The organism is Pedobacter alpinus (assembly GCF_042684645.1).
Lineage (GTDB): Bacteria > Bacteroidota > Bacteroidia > Sphingobacteriales > Sphingobacteriaceae > Pseudopedobacter > Pseudopedobacter alpinus.
Genome location: NZ_JBHULV010000008.1, coordinates 478,237 through 494,473 on the forward strand (window position 1 = coordinate 478,237; position 16,237 = coordinate 494,473).

Consider the following 16,237-nt stretch of genomic DNA (forward strand, 5'->3'; position numbering starts at 1 on the left):
GGATTTAAGCATTTTCCATAAAACAAGTGTCCCGATCAATGTCATTAAGTTAAGCCTTTTTTTATCTCCACGTCGTCATTTCGAGGAACGAGAAATCTCACATTAAGGTTGCCATTCAGTCTGATTACCCATTGGTGATACGTCTCTCCTCCAACCGAAGGGGAGACATGACGAGTTTTCTTCCAAGCAGGGTTTCTCTTTTCGAGAACCCTGCGTTATTGAAACTCTTACTTATAAATCAGTACTTCTACTTTACCATCTTTAGTTACGTTCGCCCTGTACATGCCAGCAGTATTAAAAGGCATGGCCATTTTACCGTTTTTATCCAAAGCAATTAATCCGCCAGTACCACCCATTTTGCCAACTTTATCAATTACAGTTTGTGTAGCATCTTTTACAGATAAACCTTTATAATCCATTAAAGCAGAAATATCATAAGCCACAACATTTCTAATAAAAAACTCGCCCCAACCAGTACAAGAAATTGCAACAGTTTGGTTATTAGCATAAGTGCCTGCACCAATAATAGGAGCGTCTCCAATTCTACCAAACTTTTTATTTGTCATACCACCGGTTGATGTGCCAGCTGCTAAATTACCTTTATTATCTAAAGCTACACAACCAACAGTTCCAAACTTATAATCTGGGTTTATGGTTCCTAATTTTGTTACTTTTTGATTGTGGTCTAAAACGCTTTTCGTCGCATCTTCTTTAATTGCTTTTTGCAAACCATCCCATCTTTCTTTAGTATAAAAATAAGATGGATCAACAATTTCTAAACCTACTTGTTTTGCAAATTGTTCTGCCCCAAAGCCAGACATCATTACATGCTCAGATTTTTCCATTACCGCCCTTGCAGCACTAATTGGGTTTTTAATATTGGTTACTCCAGCAATAGCACCTGCTTTTAAATCCGCCCCGTTCATTATAGCTGCATCCATTTCGTTTTTACCGTCATGTGTAAAAACAGCACCTTTACCCGCATTAAACAAAGGAGAATTTTCCATGATATGTATAGTCGTTTCAACAGCATCTAAACTCGACTTACCTGCTTTTAAAGCATTATAACCAGCTTCAATGGCTTCTTTTAAAGTACTTTTGTAGGCAGCTTCTTTTTCAGGAGTCATATTGCTTTTTAGAATTGTACCTGCACCACCATGTATAACCATTACATATTTTGTGCTATCCTCAACTTCTTGGTTGTTTTCAGAATTGGCGCTTTTAGGATTGCAAGAACTTGCCATTAAAAGAAAGATGATTGCGAAAAAACTATAATTTGTTGTTTTCATTTCAATATTTTTTACTCTTCTAAATAATAAAAAAACACTTAGCTCAATTAATTTGTTACATTATGGTAAGTTAAAAGATAATATTGTTTTCTTTTCATCAGTTAAGCGTTTAAATTGTAATGTTTTTGATAGAATTATTTTTTAAATTAGGTTTGATGTATAACTTTATGACATACAAAATGGAGTTAACAGTATTGGTTTACAATAACTAATAATTATTACCACATCCCATCATATATTTTTGCTATCTTATTATAATAAATGTTAAAAAAAGAACGCTATGAAGCTTTTGTAGGTTATTTCTCCAAAAATCAACCACAAGCAGAAACAGAATTAAATTATTCAAATCCGTACGAGTTATTAGTAGCTGTAATATTATCTGCACAATGTACAGACAAGCGTATCAATCAAATTACACCAAAATTGTTTGAACGTTTTCCTAATCCAGAATCACTTGCAGCATCCACTTCTGATGAGGTTTTTACATACATCCGTTCGGTAAGTTATCCAAATAATAAAGCGAAGCATTTGGTTGGGATGGCAAAAATACTTTTAAATGAATTTAAAGGAATAGTTCCAGAAGAAATAATCGATTTACAAAAAATGCCAGGTGTTGGCCGCAAAACAGCTAATGTAATTGCGTCTGTTATTTATAATGCGCCTGCAATGGCTGTTGATACACATGTTTTTAGAGTATCTAACCGTTTAGGATTAACAACTGCGGCAAAAACACCTTTGGCGGTAGAAAAACAATTGGTGAAGTATTTGCCACAAGAAACCATTCATGTTGCGCACCATTGGTTAATATTACATGGGCGTTATATATGTTTAGCTCGGAGTCCGAAATGTGAAATTTGCCCAATTAGTCATTTTTGTAAATATTACGATGCTCAAAATACACCAGCAGCATTAAAACGTAAAGAAGAAGCTGATGCTAAAAAAGCCAAACAAAAAGCACAAAAATTAAAGAAAGATAAAATTGCTCGTGAGCTAATGAAAAGAGCAGTTAAATAAACATAGGTCTTATTAGTTTTTTCATTTTGCTTTTAGCCTTATATATTTATTCACATTTATTTAAAATTGAAAGCAAATAACTAAGTTTATAAATATAAATTTTGAATTACCAAAAAAATTAGCATTTTTGCATTATCAAACATCATAAAAAAGACAAATACTAAAAATATTATACATGAGCGTAAGTAACGATAAATTAAAGGCCCTACAATTAACCTTAGATAAATTAGAAAAATCTTATGGTAAAGGTTCGGTTATGAAATTAGGAGATGCCCCAATTGAGGCGATGGAAGCTATTTCTACAGGTTCATTAGGTTTAGATATTGCATTAGGTATTGGCGGTGTACCAAAAGGTAGAGTTATAGAGATTTACGGACCAGAGTCTTCTGGTAAAACTACTTTAGCAACTCATATTATTGCCGAAGCACAAAGAAAAGGTGGAATTGCAGCTTTTATTGATGCTGAACATGCTTTTGATCAGTTTTATGCTAAAAAATTAGGTGTTGATACAGAGAATTTATTAATCTCGCAACCGGATAACGGAGAGCAAGCTTTAGAAATTGCTGATAATTTAATCCGTTCTGGAGCTATAGATGTAATTGTAATTGACTCTGTTGCTGCATTAGTACCAAAAAGTGAGATTGAAGGAGAAATGGGCGATTCTAAAATGGGTTTACATGCTCGTTTAATGTCGCAAGCATTACGTAAATTAACTGGTAGCATTAGTAAAACAAACTGCTGCTGTATCTTCATTAACCAATTAAGAGATAAAATTGGGGTTATGTTTGGTAGTCCAGAAACTACTACTGGTGGTAACGCCCTAAAGTTTTATGCTTCTGTTCGTTTAGATATCCGTCGTATAGCACAAATTAAAGATGGCGACGAAGTAGCAGGGAACCGAGTTAAAGTTAAAATTGTAAAAAATAAAGTTGCTCCACCTTTCCGTATTGCCGAGTTTGATGTAATGTTTGGACAAGGAATATCTAAAGTAGGAGAAATTATAGATTTAGGTGTTGAGTATGGTATTGTTAAAAAAGCAGGCTCTTGGTTTAGCTATGGCGATACAAAATTAGGACAAGGTAGAGATGGTGTTAAACAAATATTGTTAGACAACCCAGAACTTGCAGAGGAAATTGAAGGTAAAATTAAAGATGCTGTATCAGGCGTAACTTTAGTTGTTGAACCTGAGTAGAATTTTAGTTTTTAATATGGAAAGCTGTCTAAATTATTTTAGACAGCTTTTTTGTTTAACCTCATCTTATTTGAATTTCTTTCAATCAAATATTCCTATTAAATTGAACAACAAAACACAAAAAAGCCTCGTTGAAACTAATCAACGAGGCTTTTTTCAAGTTAAGAAAACTTATTTCTTACCACCTTGAGCAGCTTGTTGTTCTGCTTGTTTTAATGCTCTAGACATAATTACAGAAACGATAGTGTCTTCACCTACGTTAGTAATCGTATAACCATCAGCTTTTAAATCACGTACTCTAACAGATTTACCAACCTCTAAAGGAACAATAGAAACCTCTACTTCTTGAGGCATATTTTTTGGTAAAGCGTTAACTTTTAATTTACGTAATTTTTGAACTAATTTACCACCTTCTTTAACACCCGGAGAAGTTCCAGTTAATTTAACAGGGATTTCAATAGTTACTTTTTTATCATCAAATAACTGAAGAAAATCAATATGTAAAATTTTCTCAGTTAATGGGTGAAACTGAATATCTTGCATTACTGCATTGTATTTTTTACCTGCAACGGTAATTTCTGCAAAGTTTACTTCTGGAGTATAAACTAGGCTTTTTAACTCTGGTGCATCAATTGCAATATGAACTTGCTCTTTACCACCGTAAATTACAGCTGGCACTTTTCCTTCGTAACGCAATTCCTTTGCGTCGCGTTTCCCTACGTTCTCTCTTGGAGAACCGCTAATAGCGATTGATTTCATGTTTGTATATATTAATTAATTTTAAATAATTCACTTATAGACGCATGTTCATTTACATTAGCAATAGCTTTTGCAAAGAAATCTGCGGTTGATAATACCCTAATTTTGGGGCTACTGTGTTTTAACGGAATAGTATCTGTAACAATTAATTCTGTTAAAGCTGATTTTTCTAAAGTTGCATAAGCATTACCAGATAACACCGCGTGGGTACATACTGCTCTTACACTTTTTGCTCCTTTTTCCATAATTAAACTAGCTGCTTTAGCTAAAGTGCCACCAGTGTCAATAATATCATCAATTAAAATAATATCTAAACCGGTTACATCTCCAATAATAGACATTGATTCTATTTCGTTTGCTCTTTTACGGGTTTTATCACAAATTACTACCTCTGCATTAAAAAACTTAGCAAATGTACGAGCTCTGTAAGAACCTCCCATATCTGGCGAAGCAACAGTTAACTTTTCTAAACCTAAGCTTTTAATATAAGGTACAAATATTACAGATGCATCTAAATGATCAACCGGAATATCAAAAAAACCTTGTATTTGTGCCGCATGTAAATCCATCGTCATAATACGGTGAATACCAGCCGCGGTTAATAAGTTTGCAACTAATTTTGCCCCAATTGCAACGCGGGGTTTGTCTTTTCTATCTTGTCTAGCTAAACCAAAATAAGGAATTACGGCAGTAATATAATGTGCTGATGCTCTTTTAGCAGCATCTATCATCATTAGTAATTCAAACAGGTTATCGTTAGGCTGGCAGGTTGACTGAATTAAAAAAACATCGCAACCACGTATAGATTCATCATAATGTGGTTGAAACTCTCCGTCAGAAAAACGTGATAAAATCACTTTACCTAATTCTTTGCCGTAACATTTAGCGATTTTTTCGGACAAAGCTTTACTGCCTGTGCCAGAGAAAAGTTTAATGCTATTTGATTTGGAAGACATGAGCTTTCGAATGGATTTAAAATGAAAAATTCGGAAATCATTTGATGTAATTTCCGAATTTTAATTGTTGCCCGACCAGGATTCGAACCTAGACAAACGGTACCAAAAACCGTTGTACTACCTTTATACTATCGGGCAATCTTTATTTCAAGAAACATGTTTTCCTGAAATGGAATGCAAATATAGGTGCATTAAGTAAATGATGCAAGTTTTTTTTAAAATTAAATTATCAACTGCTTTAACATCTTCAAATTCAACTATTTTTATTTCTTGTGGGTTAATTAATGTTAAATTGCATATAAATTAAATTCAAATAGTTATTTTCGGCGGTTTAAAGATAAATTATAAAATGGCCTATACTAAAATTAACAACCTCTTGGGTTGGCTCTCTTTTCTAATAGCAACAACAGTTTACATTTTAACCTTAGAGCCTTCGGCAAGTTATTGGGATTGCGGTGAATTTATATCAGCTGCTTTTAAGCTTCAAATAGTACACCAACCAGGTGCACCTTTGTTTTTAATGGTTGGCAAAATATTTAGCTTATTTGCCAGTGACCCAAAAATGGTAGCTTATTGTGTAAACGTAAGTTCAGCTATTTCTAGTGGTGCAACCATCATGTTTTTATTTTGGACAATTACTGCCTTAGGTAGAAAAATTACTTTAAAAACTTCTACAGAAGTAAACAGTACCTCGTTAATTAGCATCATGGGTGCTGGTTTGGTTGGTGCATTAGCTTATGCTTTTTCAGATTCTTTTTGGTTTTCGGCAGTAGAAGCAGAAGTTTACGCCATGTCTTCTTTATCTACAGCTGTAGTTTTTTGGGCTATTTTAAAATGGGATGCACATGCAGATGAGCCTTATGCAGATAAATGGTTAATATTTATCGCCTATGTAATGGGTTTATCTATTGGGGTTCACCTTTTAAACTTATTAGTAATACCAGCAATGGCGTTGGTTTATTATTTCAGAAGAACTAAAACTGCTACAACAAACGGTGTTTTTGTTGCTTTATTTGTAGGTGTAATAATTTTAGGGTTTATCCAATACGGTATTATCCAGTACATGATTAAAATTGGGGCAAATTTCGATTTGTTTTTTGTGAATACGTTAGGTTTTGGTTTTGGTTCTGGTGTTATATTTTTTAGTGTTATAATAGTAGCTACTACAATTTGGTTAACATTATATTCTATTAAAAAGCAAAAGCCTGTGCTAAATTTAGCAATGCTATCTTTTATATTTATTTTATTTGGTTACAGCTCTTTTGCTATGATTGTGATAAGAGCAAAAGCAAATCCAACATTAAATAACAGTAATCCTAGTGATGCTTTTTCGTTTTTAAGTTATTTAAACAGAGAGCAATACGGAGATAGACCATTAATGTACGGCCAGTATTTTGATTCTAAACCTATTGATACTAAACAAGCTGGAAACATTTATGTAAAAGGAGAAAGTAAATACGAAATAGCTGGGCAAAAGCAATCTTATGAGTACGATAAAAATACTTTATTCCCTCGTATGTATAGCGATGATAATAACCATCCAGCTGTTTACAAAGACTGGATGAATTTAGGCGAACAAGAAAGTCCAACTTTTGCAACAAACATTGGCTGGTTTGGTACTTACCAAATTGGTTTTATGTACATGCGTTATTTCTTATGGAATTTTGCAGGAAGACAAAATGATAACCAAGGAATAGGTAATTATAGCGATGGCAACTGGATTAGTGGTATCAAATTTTTGGATGCAATGCGTTTAGGAGACCAATCGGTTTTACCAGATAGTATTGCTAAAAACAAATCTAACAATCAGTTATTCTTTCTGCCATTAATATTAGGATTAATAGGGGCATTTTGGCACTTCAAATACAGTCAAAAAGATGCTGGTATAGTGGCTTTATTATTTTTCTTTACAGGTTTAGCAATTGTAATTTATTTAAACCAAACCCCAAGTCAACCACGTGAACGTGATTATGCTTATGTAGGTTCGTTTTATGCTTTTGCTGTTTGGATAGGTTTAGGAGTTTTTGCCGTTGCACAGTGGTTAAGAAAAGTAGTAACACCTAAAACTGCTGCAATTATTGCTACTTCCGTTTGTTTATTAGCTGCTCCTATTTTAATGGCAAGCCAAGAATGGGATGATCATGATCGTTCTACCAAAACAACCGCCAGAGATTATGCTCGTAATTACTTAAGCAGTTGTGCGCCAAATGCTATATTATTTACTTATGGAGATAATGATACTTACCCATTATGGTATGTACAAGAAGTAGAAAATTTTAGACCCGATATAAGAATTGTAAATTTAAGCTTGTTTGATACTGATTGGTACATTAACCAACTGAGAAGACCTTTTAATGAATCTCAGCCTTTACCAATTACAATGAATGCTAGCATGTACAAAACAGGTACTAGAGATGTGTTGTTTTATCAAAACTTTAATTTAGAAGGTCCTCAAGAATTGAAAGATGTTTTTGAATTTATAACATCAGATAATCCTGAAGCTAAAGTAGATTACCAAAGTGGTAGGTCCGAAAACTTTTTGCCAACTAAAAACTTTAAATTAACGATAAATCCACAGCAAGTTTTAGCAACTAAAACAGTTAATGCAAATGAGGCTAACAAAATAGTGCCGGCAATGGAATGGTCTTTTGGGGGTAATTATTTAACAAAAGGGCAGCTTGCTATTTTAGATATGTTGGTGCATAACAAATGGGAGCGTCCAATTTATTTTGCATTTACAGTACCAAGCTCTAATTTCTTAGGTTTAGATAATTATTTATTTAATGAAGGTTTTGCATTAAGATTAGCACCTAAAACAAAAGGAAAAATTCCTTCTGATAGTCCGCTTGGAGAAACTGAGGTAGTAAATACTAAAGAAATGTACACCAACATAATGACTAAGTTTGATTGGGGTACCATTAAATCATCTCCTTATTTAGATCCAGAATCTCAAAAAATGGTGTTTTTATCTGTAAATAAATTTACGGAATTAGCTAAAAACTTGATTTTTGAAGGTAAACCTGATAGCGCAAGAAATGTAGTAAAACAGTGTTTAAAGGTGATGCCGATTAAAACTACACTTGATCCAAATTTTGCATTAAGTAAATATGAGTTAGTTAGTTTAATGTACGAGTTAGGGATGAAAGCTGACGCTACAGATTTATTGAAACAAACAGAAGGTTTGGTAAATCAGGAATTGAATTACCATTATAGCTTAATACAAGGAAAAGAGAATTTAGGAAGTCGAGAAATTCAGTTGAATTTATTTGTGCTATCTCAATTTGTAGAAATGACCAAACAATATGGGGAACCAGCTTTAAATAAAGAGTTGGAATCTAAAATGAGAACTTTTGAAGCTAAATTTGGAATGAATCGTTAAGATTTTTTAACACAATTTTTAAAGGGTAGCGAAAAATTCGTTACCCTTTTTTTATGGATGGAATAAGATAATTTACAGGAAAGCTTAATCAATTTTCACAAACTATTGTTATGTTAGGGGTAAAGTTTCGTGTCGCTTGTTACCCTGAGCGGAGTCGAAGGGTAATTCGCAAAGGCTTCGACTATGCTCAGCCTGACAAATTACATCTAACTTAACACTATCTTCTTAATTTCTGTAGCAATTTTTGAGCGAGTTTCTTCACTAACTTTAACCAAAGGCAAACGCAATACGCCTTTCAGTAAGCCAATTTCTTTCATAGCAGCTTTAACGCCGGCAGGATTACCCTCTGCAAAACACAAACGGGTAAATTCTAAAAAACTAAAATGAGCAGGCTGTGCAGCTTTAAAATCACCTTTTAGGCATAAACGCACCATGTTTGACAGTTGTAGTGGAATTGCGTTTCCAATAACAGAAATAATACCTGCTGCGCCAATAGCAATCATAGGAAGCGTTATTGGGTCGTCTCCAGAAATTAAAAGAAAACCTTCTGGTTTTTTGGCAGCTATCTCATTAAAAATATCAAAACTGCCAGAAGCTTCTTTAGTTCCTAATATGTTTTTAACATTATTTGCCAAGCGCAAAGTTGTTTCTGCCGACATGGTTACTCCTGTACGTCCGGGAACATTATACAACAATATAGGAAGCTTGCTTGCTTCTGCAACAGCTTTGTAGTGCTGATAAATTCCTTCTTGATTTGGCTTGTTATAGTATGGAACTACAGAAAGTATAGCTTTATAGCCATCTAACTCAAATTCGCTAACGGCTTTAACAATTTCGGCAGTATTATTACCGCCAATACCTGCCATTAAAGGAATACGTTTATTGGTTATTTTTGCAACAAACTCAAAAACCTGTTTCTTTTCTTCGGCTGTTAATGTTGCAGACTCGGCGGTGGTGCCCAATACAACAATATACTCTACTTTACCATTAATTAAGTGTTCAATGGTTTTCTCTAAAGCATTAAAATCTATGCTTTCATCCTCAAGAAAGGGGGTAACCATAGCTACTCCGGTTCCGTAAAAACTGGTCATTTTATTTTGTCTAAATAGTATTTTAATTCGGTGTTAAAACCGCTGATACTTTGTTGTTGGGTGGCTAACATAAAATCATAAATCGCTGAATTTTTTTTATGATATGCACCTACTTTAAATAATGATTTTGAAAGTGCGGTAATGTAAACCAACGGGAAACAAATTTCTGTGCACAAGTTAATCAGAATATCAAATTCGTTGTTTACAAAATTGATAATTTTCTCTCTTTTAGGGATAAAATTCCAATCAACATCTTCATTAGAAATTAATTCAATATTGTTGTTAGATGTTAACTTTAAAGTTAAATCTGATGTAAAAGCAAGTAACCTTACCTTTTTATTAGCCTTTTTTAACTCCAATGCCACTTCTTCTACTTCATCTAATTGCTTCTGGTCTTTAACAGTTACTAAAATACCAATGTATTGAGCAGCTTTTAAAGAAACAGATTTATTTTTTCTGCTTATCTTTTTAATCTCTTGCTTTAGTTTATAAAAGCCAGATTTTATCCTGAATTTGCTAATTAAATCTCTCATTGTATTAGTGTTAACAAATCTTGTTCTGTAATAATTGGGATTTGTAATTTATTTGCTTTTTCTAATTTAGCAGGGCCCATATTATCGCCGGCCACAAGGTAATTTAATTTGGCAGATATACTGCTTAAAATTTTACCGCCATTTGCTTCAATTATATCCTTTAGCTGCTCTCGGCTATAGTTTTCAAAAACGCCAGAAATAATAAAGGTTTTACCGCTTAAATTTTCGCTTTGCAAAACTACTTCCTTTTCTTCAATTTCAAAATTTAAACCAGCTTCTTTTAATTTTGCTATTTCTTGTTGATGTTTAGGGTTAGTAAAGTATTCTATAACGCTTTGCGCTATACGTTCTCCAATTTCATCTGCTGCAATTAATTCTTCAAAATTTGCAACACTAATATGATCAATTGTTTTAAAATGTTTTGCAAGCTTAAGCGCAACAGTTGCCCCAACATAACGTATTCCTAAGCCAAATAATACTTTTTCAAAAGGCATTTGCTTAGATTTTTCTATACCTTCAATTAAGTTGGTGATAGATTTTGCTCCAAAACGTTCTAAATTTTTTAAATCTTCTTCATGGTTTTTTAGCGTATAAATATCGCTAATATGTTTTAATAAACCTTTTTGGTATAAAGCTTCAACCGTTTCTGAGCCAATGCCTTCAATATTCATCGCCTTTCGGCTGATAAAATGTTGCATCCGACCAACTATTTGTGGCGGACAACCTTCATCATTAGGGCAATAATGTACTGCTTCTCCTTCAGTACGTACCAAAGGCGTATCACACTCTGGGCAATCGTGTATGTAAGCTATTTTTTGAGCGTTTGGCAACCTTTTATCTAAATTTACCTGAATAACTTTTGGAATAATTTCTCCACCTTTTTCTACCAAAACAGTATCGCCTTCGTGTAAGTCTAAACGTTCTATTTCGTTGGCATTATGCAAAGTAGCTCTTTTAACGGTTGTGCCAGCTAACAATACAGGTTTTAAATTAGCAACCGGAGTAACTGCACCAGTACGCCCAACCTGATAAGTCACTTTTTCTAAAACTGTTTCTACCTCTTGCGCTTTGTATTTATAACTGATTGCCCAACGTGGAGATTTTGCTGTAAAGCCTAATTCTTGTTGTTGTGCATAGCTATTTACTTTAATTACAATACCATCAATATCATAGCTTAAACCAAAACGCTTTTCGTCCCAAATTTTAATAAAACTTAAAACATCTTGAATAGTTGGGCATAGTTTACTTTCTTCCGATATTTTAAATCCCCAACTTTTTACAGCTTGTAAACTTTCCCAATGTGTTTTAAAAGGATTATTATCGCTGTAAAGGAAATATAAAAAACAATCTAAAGGGCGTTTTGCAACTTCTGCCGAATCTTGCATTTTTACTGTACCGGAAGCAAAGTTTCTGGGGTTAGCAAAAACCGCTTCTCCGTTTTCTATCCTTTCCTGATTTAGTTTTTCAAATGCGGCATGGTGCATAAATACTTCGCCACGTATGTCAAAGTAATCAGGGATTTTTTCTCCAGATATTGTTGTTGGGATGTTCCGTATAGTTTTAACGTTGGCAGTAACATCATCTCCTTTGGTGCCATCTCCGCGAGTAACTGCTCTTGCTAATTTGCCATTCTCGTAAGTTAAACTCATAGATAAACCATCAAACTTTAGCTCGCAAACGTATTCAAAATTATCGCCAATGGCTTTTTTTATGCGTTGGTCAAAATCAATTAAATCTTGCTCATTATAAGTGTTGCCTAAAGACATCATAGGCCACTTATGCGTTATTGTTGTAAAGTTTTTGGTAATTTCTCCGCCAACTTTTTGAGTAGGAGAGTCGGAGCTTAAAAAAGCTGGATATTCTTTTTCTAAAGCTTCTAATTGTTTCAGTTTCTGATCAAAATCATAATCAGAAATGGTAGGCATAGCCAACACATAATAGTTGTAATTATGTAGTTTTAACTCCTGCACTAATGCATCTATTTGGTCTTTTATATCGATACCTGACATAAAAGCGAAGATACATTATTGGGACATTAAATTCCTAAAACAGCCTTTAATTTTGGGTAACCTGTTTTGCTTACTGGTATTTTTTCTCCGCTTTTTAAAATCAAGATATGAGTGTCTTTTTCGTAAGCTTCAATTTTAGTAATTTGATCTATTTTTACTATAAACGAGCGATGAACCCTCACAAATAAATTTGGGTTTAAATTTTTTTCAAAAAAAGCTAATGTTTGGTTTTTGAGATATTCGCCTTCTGCGGTATGTATTTTAACATAATCATCATCGGCAGCTAAATAACTAATATCATAAATAGAAATTACCTTTATTTTATTACCCAATTTTATAACAATTCTCTCGTTTTGAGTTTGATTTTGCGGTACAATGTTATGGGCAATGTTTTGAACAGTACTATTCTGATCCTCTTTATTGCTTGATAAGAATTTATCTAAAGCTTTGTTAAATCTTTCTTCACTAAAAGGTTTTAATAAATAATCAACCGCGTTTGCCTCAAAAGCTTTTAGGGCAAACTCATCAAATGCGGTGGTGAAAATTATTGCAGGCAACTCTTCTAATAATTCTAAAAGCTCAAAACCTGTAATTTTGGGCATCTGTATATCTAAAAAAACCAATTGTGGTTGGTGCTGAGTAATTGCTTTTAAACCTTCAAAACCGTTTCCGCACTCTTCTACCACTTCTATTTGAGGGTAAGCCAAAAGATATTCTTTAATAATATTTCTTGCTAAAGGTTCATCATCTATAATTAAAGCTTTTATCATATTTGGGGTATTTTTAAAATGCTGATGAATTGTTTGTGGTGTTGTTGAGTTTCAATTAAGTCGCTACGGTTATATAATAATTGCAATCTTCTTATGATACTTGTTAAACCAAACCCTGTTCCTTTATTGGTGTGTGATGTTTCTGCATCAAACGGATTGGTTATTTTTATAACTAAATAAGGTGTATTAAATGATGCTTCTAGGGTGATGGTAACTTCATCAAGCGTGTCGTATAAGCCGAATTTTATAGCGTTTTCTACCAGTGGCTGCAATAACATTGTTGGTAAATTTTTGTCTAACACTTCTGGTGTGGTAAAAATTTTAGTATTTAAACGATTTCCAAACCTTACTTTTTCAATGGCTAAATAAAGTTCTAAATGTTCTAATTCTGTTTGTAAACTCGATAAACCATCTTCTTTTCTTAAAGTTCCTCTTAAAAAATCTGACAGTTGATGTACCATTTTGCGAGCTTCTTTTGGCTGTGTAATGGTTAAAGAACTGATTGAATTTAAACTGTTAAATAAAAAATGTGGTTGTAGTTTTTCTCTTAAAGAGGCCAATTCTATTTCTTTGGTCAGCTTTTCAGCTTCGTTTTTTCGGGCTGTAATTTCTTGGTTCTCTTCTTGGTTGTACCAAAGAATGCTTATAGCTGCCATACTACCTATTAAAAGTAAAGCAAACATAAAACGGATAGCTAAAGAGAGATGAAAAAAGTAAATACCATCTCCGTTGTAAAGACCTATATTATCAAAAAACAACTTTAAAACATATACATAAATGCAAGCTAAAACTTTACACCAAATTATTACAAACAGATATTTTATGCCTTTTGGCTGATAAAATGAAAGACTATTTGAAATTAGCCAGCAACCTAATACCAATAATACATTTGAAATGATACTGTCTTTTAATGCTGTGTTAGTATCAATATTAAATAATGTGAGGGCATAGTATTGAATAGCGGTAAAAACAGCAATCAAAAAAAGAAATGCCCACTTAAAAATATCATTGTTTAATGGAGAAGCTGCCAAAATATTATTGATAAATAGTTTTTCGGGTTTTTAAATGATTTGCTTTTTCATGTACTAGAGCTAAATATTCATTGCTTTCATCGGGTTCAATTATTTTATAATGAATTTCTTTACCATTACTAATTTCGCCAATGTGTTGTATTTCTGTTACAGCAATAAATTTCCATAAAATTTTCTGGTTATTTTTGTCATTGATGTCTTCCTGGCTCATTAAACCAATTTGATAAGCCATTTCTAAAGCTAATTGCTCATTTACTGCTTCTATTAACCTTAATTGCTCATCAAACTGATTGCTTTGCGCTCCATTGGGTTGAAGCTGGAATACTAATTTTGCTACAAAATAGTTCATGTTAGGTAGTTTAAAAGTTTCTAATTTCAATACCTCCAAAAATAGAAGTCCCTCTAATTAATAGCACTTTGCTTTTGTCTGGCAACACTTGAGTTAAAGAACGATTATCATCAATTCCACCAAAAACAGCAGCCATTTCTGAAATTACATCCCAAGTTGGAGGAATTACGATTTTTGTTCCACCAAATACTTGTACCACTTCTAAAATAACCAAACCATCAATATCTGAATGGTAAAAGTTAAGTTCTGCGCCACCAAAAATATTGACTACTTCGCCACCTTTAAAGTTTTTAGATAATATGTTTTTTTTAGCCCCACCAAAAACAGAAACACTATCAACATATTCATCACCCATATCGTAATACCTATTTTCTTGACCAATGGGCTCTTCATTTTTTGGTGTTTCGGTAAAATTGTAAGCAGGGTTGTTTTGGTAATTGCTGTTTTCATTGCGCCATTTTTTGTTTTTTTTACAATTACCATTATTAAAGCCTCTGCCAAAAATAAAAAACACGCCTAAACCAATTAAAATTATGGGCCAGGTAAATTTTGCTACAGAAAGTTCAGGAACTATTTTTTCGGCCAGGAAAACGCTACCAATTAAAATTAATATTAACCAAGTTGCATTTTTAAATTGATGCTTTATTCCGTTAGCTATGCCAATAACAATTAAAAGCATAGGCCAGCTAAATAGCCAACGGGGTAAATCTGCACCTAATTGTTTTGCTAATAATGCTAAACCAATTATTAAAATTGCTGCACCAACAACTTTTTTTCCGTTTTTTGAAGTTTTGTTTTGAGTTTCTATATTTTCCATTGTTTTATAATTTATTTATAAAAGTAGAGTGTACAAACATCAAAAAAAACAAGATACCGACGGAATGAATTATAAATTCGGTAAACTATACAAAATAGTCGGTGAAAAATTTAACCGCTATTTTTCCCATTGAGATGTTAAGTAAATACTAAAAAATGTAGTTGGTTCGGCATGGTATGCATCGGCTAAGCCAATATCTTCAACTAACTTTTTAGAAACTCTTTTTAAAGGCACTTTAATTTCAAACATATCATCCTCAAACGGGCTTGAGTTAAATTTTATAATGTTTCTGTCTCTATAATATGCTCTAACTTTCAAATCAAGCTTTTTATGAAAAAGTTCAGACTCTGGAAAACCCTTTCTAAACATGGCCACTTCTTCTTCTTTAGTTGCCCCTGGCTTGTTCATACAGATATACAATGAAATATCATCGCATAATTTTAAAATTTTTAATTGATATTCAAGTAAGCCAGTATGCGGAATTTTTAATTTATTAATCAAATGTTTTTGCCTAAGTTTTTCTCTGTCTAAAAATTGCTTAACATTATCTGAGGATGAAATAGAAGCCAAATTGCAGTAATGCATGCTACAAAGTAAAGCGGCGTAAGAATTAGCTTGATCCACCTGATCTACCCCAAGTTTATAGAAGGTTAATCTTAATCTTTCTGGGAAATCTAAAAAAGTAAATGGTTTTTTGGTAACATCGTTAAACAGTGGATGCGAGTCTGGAATTATCCAAGCCCTATCATGCTGGTGTATTGCAAATTTAAAAGATTCATAATGTTCAACAGCAATTATTTCTTTTTTTAGATGACTAAATAACTCACCTGCAATGTAGGCATGGTCATGTTGGGTAATAAGAATATAATTATCTGTATCTTCTCTAAATATCATTTGATAAAAAAAATAAAAATACAAATCTTTAAGGCTTATCAAAATCGTTTTCAAAAGAATTCATAGATATTGTTTAAAAATTTGTATAAAATCTTAATTTTTTATGATAAATATAAAATTGATTGCTATAATTTTTAAAAATTACGTATGTTTA

The 16,237-nt window shown here is 32.9% G+C and carries 14 protein-coding genes and 1 tRNA gene; 3 read left to right on the forward strand and 12 right to left on the reverse strand.

What is annotated here, in order from left to right:
* Positions 1 to 227: 227 nt before the first annotated feature.
* Positions 228 to 1,289 carry an isoaspartyl peptidase/L-asparaginase family protein gene (locus ACFSSE_RS03235; protein WP_379040489.1) on the reverse strand — a complete coding sequence of 354 codons (1,062 nt, stop codon included), beginning with the start codon at positions 1,287 to 1,289 and terminating at the stop codon, positions 228 to 230.
* A gap of 261 nt (positions 1,290 to 1,550) precedes the next feature.
* On the opposite strand from ACFSSE_RS03235, the gene nth reads away from it, so the two are divergent.
* Together nth and recA are read left to right on the forward strand one after the other, a co-directional pair.
* A complete protein-coding gene (gene nth / locus ACFSSE_RS03240) occupies positions 1,551 to 2,303 on the forward strand; it encodes an endonuclease III (protein WP_379040488.1) in 753 nt (250 codons plus the stop codon).
* Positions 2,304 to 2,478: 175 nt separating this feature from the next.
* On the forward strand, positions 2,479 to 3,495 hold the full coding sequence (gene recA / locus ACFSSE_RS03245) for a recombinase RecA (protein ID WP_379040487.1): 1,017 nt from the start codon (positions 2,479 to 2,481) through the stop codon (positions 3,493 to 3,495).
* A 171-nt stretch (positions 3,496 to 3,666) separates the two neighbouring features.
* Here recA and ACFSSE_RS03250 read toward each other — a convergent pair whose 3' ends face one another.
* The 3 genes from ACFSSE_RS03250 to ACFSSE_RS03260 all read right to left on the reverse strand — a co-directional run bounded on the left by ACFSSE_RS03250 (position 3,667) and on the right by ACFSSE_RS03260 (position 5,348).
* The gene (locus ACFSSE_RS03250) at positions 3,667 to 4,254 is read right to left on the reverse strand and encodes a 50S ribosomal protein L25/general stress protein Ctc (RefSeq protein WP_379040486.1); all 588 of its coding nucleotides are present in this window, start codon (positions 4,252 to 4,254) and stop codon (positions 3,667 to 3,669) included.
* An 11-nt stretch (positions 4,255 to 4,265) separates the two neighbouring features.
* The gene (locus ACFSSE_RS03255) at positions 4,266 to 5,210 is read right to left on the reverse strand and encodes a ribose-phosphate pyrophosphokinase (RefSeq protein WP_379040485.1); all 945 of its coding nucleotides are present in this window, start codon (positions 5,208 to 5,210) and stop codon (positions 4,266 to 4,268) included.
* 67 nt (positions 5,211 to 5,277) lie between these two features.
* Positions 5,278 to 5,348 (reverse strand) — tRNA-Gln (locus ACFSSE_RS03260).
* A 211-nt stretch (positions 5,349 to 5,559) separates the two neighbouring features.
* Here ACFSSE_RS03260 and ACFSSE_RS03265 point away from each other — a divergent pair.
* Positions 5,560 to 8,589, forward strand: a complete 3,030-nt coding sequence (locus ACFSSE_RS03265) for a glycosyltransferase family 117 protein (RefSeq protein WP_379040484.1) — start codon at positions 5,560 to 5,562, stop codon at positions 8,587 to 8,589.
* 206 nt (positions 8,590 to 8,795) lie between these two features.
* On the opposite strand, the gene dapA is transcribed toward ACFSSE_RS03265, so the two are convergent.
* From dapA to ACFSSE_RS03305, 8 genes are all read right to left on the reverse strand, one after another.
* Positions 8,796 to 9,680 carry a 4-hydroxy-tetrahydrodipicolinate synthase gene (gene dapA, locus ACFSSE_RS03270; protein ID WP_379040483.1) on the reverse strand — a complete coding sequence of 295 codons (885 nt, stop codon included), beginning with the start codon at positions 9,678 to 9,680 and terminating at the stop codon, positions 8,796 to 8,798.
* Entirely contained in the window at positions 9,677 to 10,213 is a 537-nt protein-coding gene (locus tag ACFSSE_RS03275; protein WP_379040482.1) for a DUF6913 domain-containing protein, read from the reverse strand. The genes dapA and ACFSSE_RS03275 overlap by 4 nt, the downstream gene beginning before the upstream one ends.
* The gene (ligA, locus tag ACFSSE_RS03280) at positions 10,210 to 12,222 is read right to left on the reverse strand and encodes an NAD-dependent DNA ligase LigA (RefSeq protein WP_379040481.1); all 2,013 of its coding nucleotides are present in this window, start codon (positions 12,220 to 12,222) and stop codon (positions 10,210 to 10,212) included. Before ligA ends, ACFSSE_RS03275 begins: the two co-directional genes overlap by 4 nt.
* Positions 12,223 to 12,248: 26 nt before the next feature.
* Positions 12,249 to 12,992: a LytR/AlgR family response regulator transcription factor gene (locus ACFSSE_RS03285; RefSeq protein WP_379040480.1), complete on the reverse strand. Its 744-nt coding sequence runs from the start codon at positions 12,990 to 12,992 to the stop codon at positions 12,249 to 12,251.
* A complete protein-coding gene (locus ACFSSE_RS03290) occupies positions 12,989 to 14,023 on the reverse strand; it encodes a sensor histidine kinase (RefSeq protein ID WP_379040479.1) in 1,035 nt (344 codons plus the stop codon). Before ACFSSE_RS03290 ends, ACFSSE_RS03285 begins: the two co-directional genes overlap by 4 nt.
* Positions 14,024 to 14,027: 4 nt before the next feature.
* A complete protein-coding gene (locus ACFSSE_RS03295) occupies positions 14,028 to 14,372 on the reverse strand; it encodes a DUF4288 domain-containing protein (protein WP_379040478.1) in 345 nt (114 codons plus the stop codon).
* A 10-nt stretch (positions 14,373 to 14,382) separates the two neighbouring features.
* Positions 14,383 to 15,189 (reverse strand): LiaF transmembrane domain-containing protein, encoded by an 807-nt coding sequence (locus ACFSSE_RS03300; protein ID WP_379040476.1) that lies wholly within the window; start codon positions 15,187 to 15,189, stop codon positions 14,383 to 14,385.
* Positions 15,190 to 15,306: 117 nt separating this feature from the next.
* A complete protein-coding gene (locus ACFSSE_RS03305) occupies positions 15,307 to 16,083 on the reverse strand; it encodes a DUF3891 family protein (protein ID WP_379040475.1) in 777 nt (258 codons plus the stop codon).
* Between the last annotated feature and the right edge of the window lie 154 nt (positions 16,084 to 16,237).